The sequence below is a fragment of the Christiangramia crocea genome, assembly GCF_022410465.1.
In the GTDB taxonomy this organism is placed as follows: domain Bacteria; phylum Bacteroidota; class Bacteroidia; order Flavobacteriales; family Flavobacteriaceae; genus Christiangramia; species Christiangramia crocea.
On the sequence record NZ_JAJSON010000018.1, the window covers coordinates 185,768 to 191,919 of the forward strand.

6 protein-coding genes are annotated in these 6,152 nt (G+C 41.4%); all 6 read left to right on the forward strand.

All coding sequences use genetic code 11. The features are described 5' to 3' along the window. Positions 1-38 precede the first annotated feature (38 nt). The 6 genes from LU635_RS08390 (at position 39) to LU635_RS08415 (ending at position 5,960) form a co-directional block, all read left to right on the forward strand. Positions 39-398 (forward strand): MmcQ/YjbR family DNA-binding protein, encoded by a 360-nt coding sequence (locus tag LU635_RS08390; RefSeq protein WP_240098094.1) that lies wholly within the window; start codon positions 39-41, stop codon positions 396-398. After that, positions 398-2,176, forward strand: a complete 1,779-nt coding sequence (locus LU635_RS08395) for a MutS-related protein (RefSeq protein ID WP_240098096.1) — start codon at positions 398-400, stop codon at positions 2,174-2,176. The genes LU635_RS08390 and LU635_RS08395 overlap by 1 nt, the downstream gene beginning before the upstream one ends. Positions 2,177-2,268: 92 nt before the next feature. After that, positions 2,269-3,273: a metal-dependent hydrolase gene (locus LU635_RS08400; RefSeq protein ID WP_240098098.1), complete on the forward strand. Its 1,005-nt coding sequence runs from the start codon at positions 2,269-2,271 to the stop codon at positions 3,271-3,273. A gap of 23 nt (positions 3,274-3,296) precedes the next feature. Beyond that, positions 3,297-5,006: a DUF885 domain-containing protein gene (locus LU635_RS08405; RefSeq protein WP_240098100.1), complete on the forward strand. Its 1,710-nt coding sequence runs from the start codon at positions 3,297-3,299 to the stop codon at positions 5,004-5,006. A gap of 94 nt (positions 5,007-5,100) precedes the next feature. Continuing rightward, positions 5,101-5,679 (forward strand): PhnA domain-containing protein, encoded by a 579-nt coding sequence (locus LU635_RS08410; RefSeq protein ID WP_240098112.1) that lies wholly within the window; start codon positions 5,101-5,103, stop codon positions 5,677-5,679. Between the two features lie 62 nt (positions 5,680-5,741). Then, positions 5,742-5,960: a VF530 family protein gene (locus LU635_RS08415; RefSeq protein ID WP_240098102.1), complete on the forward strand. Its 219-nt coding sequence runs from the start codon at positions 5,742-5,744 to the stop codon at positions 5,958-5,960. Positions 5,961-6,152 lie beyond the last annotated feature (192 nt).

The window sequence follows — 6,152 nt, forward strand, 5'->3', positions numbered from 1 at the left end:
ATTTCGAACGCAGTGAGAAATCATTTATTAGAATAATCATGAATATAGACACCTTCAGGAACTATTGTCTCAGCAAAAAGGCAGTGACCGAACATTTGCCGTTTGGCCCGGACAATCTTGTCTTCAAGGTTATGGGCAAGATATTTTCCATAGTATCCCTTGACGAAATTCCGCTAAGAGCAAACCTGAAATGTGATCCTGACCGTGCCATCGAGCTTCGTGAAGAATATGACGGATCCATACTCCCGGGTTATCATATGAACAAACAACACTGGAATACCCTTGTTCTGGATAACCGTCTCAACCCGGAACTTGTATTCGGACTTATTAACCATTCCTATGAACTGGTAGTAAATAGCCTTTCCAAAAAATTGAAGAAAGAATTTGAAGACCTCTAATGACGAACCCAACTGAATTTTATACCAACCGAAAATCGAATTATACACAAGTTAGAAGACAGCTTTCCAAAAAACTGGTCTTCTCCAGCTTTTTTAGGCTGCTCGTTTTTCTCGCAATCTGTTTCGCGGTCTATTTTTTCTTCGGAAATGCAACAATTCTGATCCCTCTAGGGATCGTATTGATCGCAGTTTTCATTTTCCTTATTTCCCGGCACACTGACCTTAAAAAGGAAAGAGCAAAGACAGAAGCTCTAATTGACCTCAATGAACAGGAATTAAAAATACTGGAAACAGGAGATTTTTCAATGCTTCCGGAAGGGAAGGAATTCGATGTGGAGGGGCATGCATTCAGCAGGGATATTGATCTTTTCGGAAGGAAATCGTTTTTCCAGTATCTCAACCGTACTGCCTTGCAGGAGGGAAAGGCAAGACTGGCGAGAATTCTTCTGGCCAACAGGATAGACAGGATAAGAAGGAAACAGGAAGCAGTAAAAGAACTGTCCTCAAAGGCCGACTGGAGACAACAATATACCGCGACGGCAAAACTGGTAAAAACAGAAACCGATTCAAAAACAATACTTCACTGGATAAGGAATTATAAAAGTTTTGTGCCGAAGTATATTAAATGGTTTCCAGCAGTATTTTCAGTCTTATCAGTTGTGGTTTTCCTGGCCTATTATTTCGAACAGATAGGTTTCTCCCAAGTGCTCCTCTGGTTTTTAATTGGGGTGATCATTACTGGTTATTTCCTTAAAAAAATTAATAACCTTTCCTCAAATGTAAGTAAGGTTCAGGATACCTTTCAGCAATATCATCAGTTACTAGCTTTCATCGAAAATGAGGAATTTGAATCTGAACTGATGGTCAAACTCAAGGATTCCATCAAATCTGAATCAAAAAAAGCTTCCGTAATCCTTCATGAATTCTCAAAGGCCATAGATGCACTGGATCAGCGTAATAATTTTCTCTTCGGAATCATCGCCAACGGATTCTTCCTGTGGGACCTTAGACAATGCTACCGACTCGAAAAATGGATAGAACATCACCATACTGCGGTAGAACACTGGTTTGAAGCAGTGGAAAGAACAGACGCGTATAATAGTCTCGGGAATTTCGCATTTAATCATACACATTATCATTTCCCTGAAATCCTGCCTGAAAAACAAGGCATAAAAGCCACAAATCTTGGACATCCGCTGTTGGATCCAAATAAAAGAGTAAACAACGATTTTGAAATCGATGGCGAACAGTTCTTTATTATCACCGGGGCCAATATGGCCGGAAAAAGTACCTTTTTGCGAACTGTGGCCCTTCAGATCGTCATGTCTAACATAGGTCTTCCGGTTTGCGCGGAAAGCTGCAGTTATTCACCAATTAAGCTCATAACCAGTATGCGTACCAGTGATTCGCTGGGAGATGATGAATCTTATTTCTTTTCAGAATTAAAAAGGCTGAAGTTCATAGTAGACAAAATTGAAAAAGAGAATTACTTCATCATCCTTGATGAGATACTTAAAGGAACCAATAGTACCGATAAGGCGATCGGCTCCAGAAAATTTGTTCAAAGACTCGTAGGCAGCAGGTCCACAGGAATTATTGCCACTCATGACCTCAGTCTTTGTGAGATCAGCGAGGAACTGGAACAGGTGAAGAATTTCTATTTTGATGCCGAGATCCTAAACGATGAACTCCATTTTGACTATCAACTTAAAACCGGGATTTGCAGGAATATGAATGCTTCATTTTTGCTCAGGAAGATGAAGATCGTGGAGGAATGAGATTCCTTCGCTTCGCTCGGAATGACTGAGGATCAATACGAAGGAGTATCACTACTGAAGCGTTCTATAAATAGCTATTATATTTGCCAGATATGGATTCATTATCCCAGATCGTATTAGGAGCAGCCGTAGGTGAAGTTGTGCTTGGTAAGAAAGCCGGGAACAAAGCCATGCTCTACGGAGCCATTGCCGGAACAATCCCGGACCTGGACACTTTTGTTGGTAACTTTTTTGATACGATTACCGCCATCGAGATGCACCGGGGATTCTCACATTCTATTGTTTTTTCAATCATTTTCGCACCGGCCTTCGGATGGCTGATTTCTAAAATTGAAAATAATCCGGAGGTCTCCTGGAAGAACTGGTCCTGGTTAATGTTCTGGGGGCTGTTCACCCACCCGCTACTGGATGCGCATACCACATGGGGGACACAGCTCTTCTGGCCATTCGACATAAGGCTCGCTTATAAAAATATTTTTGTCATAGATCCGCTTTACACGCTCCCATTTCTTGTCTTCCTTATTCTGGCAATGCGCAGAAAAAGAACCGATCCAAAACGGGCAAAATATAACAGGCTCGGAATTATTATTAGCTGTATTTACCTTCTTCTCATTACTCCCGCCCTGAAACTTTATACTTACCAGGAATTTGAAGCGGCCCTGGAAGATCAGCAAATAGACTACCAGCGCATGGACACCAGACCTGCCCCTTTGAATTCCATTCTATGGTCGGCAAATGTAGAAACCGAGGATGAATTTCTTATTGGGTATTATTCCATTTTTGACACTCAGCCTATAAGCTTTTACAGTGTTCCCAAAAATTATGAGCTGGCCGGGGACTGGAACGATAACGAGAACCTGCACAGGCTTATCCGGATCAGCAAGGGCTGGTATACCTTATCCCAGGAGAACGAAGAGCTGTATTTCAATGATCTTCGCTTCGGAAAAATGGACATAACAGATAATGATGCTCCTTTTGTTTTCAGCTACAAGCTGCATGAAGAACATGGAGAACTCGTGGCGACGGAATCTGAAAAAGAAATCGAAGATGCCAGGGAGCTTCTTCCCAAACTCTGGAAGCGCATTCTGGGCAATTAATTATATTTAGGAAAATTTCTCGTATGCGTTACCTCCTAATAGTTTTTAGCCTTTTACTGCTTACAATTGCACCTCTTACCGCCCAAAACGATGCGAAGGAACTCGATAGCATCATTAAAAAGTTTGAAGATCATAAACCATTCAAACGTTTGGAACACCCACTAGGCCTATATACCAAAGCTCATTATCAGAAGGAAGCCAAATTCGCCAGGGACCTTCTTGAACAGCTAAACAGGCTTGGCGTTTCAACACTTTCTGAATCCCAGCAAATTTCTACGGCACTTTTAAAATATGACCTTAGGCATACCGTTAAATCTTATGAATATGAAGCCTATCTGAATCCGCTGCTTTCTGACGCCGGCTTTCATTTAAGTCTGAACTATCATATCAGGAATCTTAATAATTACGAGCAGGTTAAAGCCTATCTGAATAAACTTAATGCAATTCCAGAATATGTTGATCAGCATTTCGCATTACTGAGAGAAGGCCTTGAAAAAGGTATCACCCAGCCGCTGGTTATCTTTAAAGGTTATGAGAATACTTACGACAGTCAGATCGTTGATGATTATAAGGAAAGTTATTTCTACAAACCTTTTGAAGACTTACCGTCCACACTTACAGAACAGCAAAAAGATTCGGTAAGGAAAGCCGCAAAAACAGTGATCACCAGAAATGTAATTCCCGAGTTCAGAAGGATCAAGAAATTCTTTGAAACCGAGTATTTCCCCCAAACAAGAAAATCCCTTGGAGCTTCACAACTTCCCAAAGGAGAAGAATACTATGATTATCTTCTGGAGTATTACACCACTCTGGATATGAGTGCCGATGAAGTTCATGAGCTTGGTCTTTCTGAAGTCGAAAGGATCAATTCTGAAATGAAAAAAGTAATGGCTGAAACAGGCTTTGAAGGCAGTTTTCCCGAATTCTTTGACTATCTGCGGACAGATGAACGATTTTATGCAGAAACTCCGGAAGAGCTTCTTATGATAGCCAGAGATATTGCTAAGAGAATAGATGCCAGGTTGCCGGCCTTTTTTACTAAACTTCCGCGTAAACCATATGGGGTGGCTGAAGTCCCAGAAGCAATAGCTCCAAAATACACCACCGGAAGATATATTGGTGCCAGCAATGAAACAGAGCCGGGTTATTACTGGGTGAACACTTACGACCTGCCTAGCCGACCTTTATATGTTCTGCCTTCCCTCACTGCACATGAAGCAGTTCCCGGGCATCACCTTCAGATCTCCCTGAACAATGAGCTGGGAGACAGCATTCCGGAATTTCGCAGAAACTTCTATATTTCTGCTTTTGGGGAAGGCTGGGGATTATATTCTGAATTCCTTGCGGAAGAAATGGGTATTTACCGAAACCTCTATGAAATTTTCGGAAAACTCACTTACGAGCAATGGCGGGCATGCCGACTGGTTGTAGACACCGGAATACATGCAAAAGGCTGGACACGTGAACAAGCTGTGGAATTCATGAAAAAGAACACCGCTCTATCTATCCACGAGATTAATACCGAAGTAGACAGATATATTTCCTGGCCGGGACAGGCAGTTTCCTATAAGATAGGGGAACTCAAGATCCGTCAACTTAGAAAAAAAGCAGAACAGGCTCTGGGAGCCAGTTTCGATATCAGGAAATTTCATGAAGTGATCCTGGAAGAGGGAGTAGTCACTTTACCCATTCTCGAAAAGCGTGTAATGGCTTATATTCAGAATGAAAGTTAAGTTTTTAATAGGCGGATGCCCCCCCGGGAATTCTTTTCAAATCTAACCATTAGAACAAGGCTTTGAGCTATCTTTGAGGCTTAATTCAGCAATGATGAATATTGAAGAAAGCTTAAGGCAAAGAAGTGATTCCACCTGTGAACTATGTGGAATTAAAGATAATTTGGATGTTTTTGGGACCCCGCATTCACCTGAAAATGGAATTGACAGCAGTATCCTAATTTGTGAAACCTGTAAGGAACAAACCGAAGATCCCGAAAAAGCAGATCCAAATCACTGGCGTTGTTTAAATGATAGTATGTGGAGTACCGTGCCTGCAGTTCAGGTAATGGCCTGGAGAATGCTTAACAGGTTAAAATCTGAAGGCTGGCCACAGGACCTACTGGATATTATGTATATGGAAGATGATATAAAGGAATGGGCAAAAGCCGGTATTCAGGAGCCAAAGGCTGAAAATTCAATAGTTCATAAAGATAGCAACGGCGCTGTGATCGAATCAGGTGATACGGTTGTTTTAACCAAAGACCTCAACGTAAAAGGTTCCAGTTTAACTGCTAAACGAGGAACTGCAGTTAGAAGGGTCTCTTTAGTCCATGATAATCCTGAGCAGATCGAAGGTAAAGTGGAAGGACAGCAGATCGTGATACTTACGAAGTTTGTGAAAAAAGTATAAGCTTAATTGACAATTCTAAAATCTCCGGATCACTATAACTAACATTAAAGTCAGATAAAATTATGGAATCGCAACCAAACAATCCTTTACACGGAGTAAAACTGGCTACGATCTTAGAAAAGCTGGAAGTACATTATGGTTGGGATGGCCTTGCCGATCGAATCAACATCAATTGTTTTAAAAGCGAGCCTTCTATTAAATCCAGTCTTAAATTCCTGAGAAGGACTCCATGGGCCAGAGAAAAGGTGGAGAGGCTTTACCTCAGAACTGATTTTGAATAAATAATCAGATAAGAAGACCGCTCCGCTTCACCGGCAGTGATATTTGAAAGTCACTTCTATGCATTCACGGTAACTACCTGGATGTCTCATATCAGTCATATTTAGATTCCTCCACTTCGTTCACAATGATTTCAAAAAAAAGCGCGGCAAATTGCCGCGCTTTTTTTATTCCTAAGCAACTTGAATTTACTG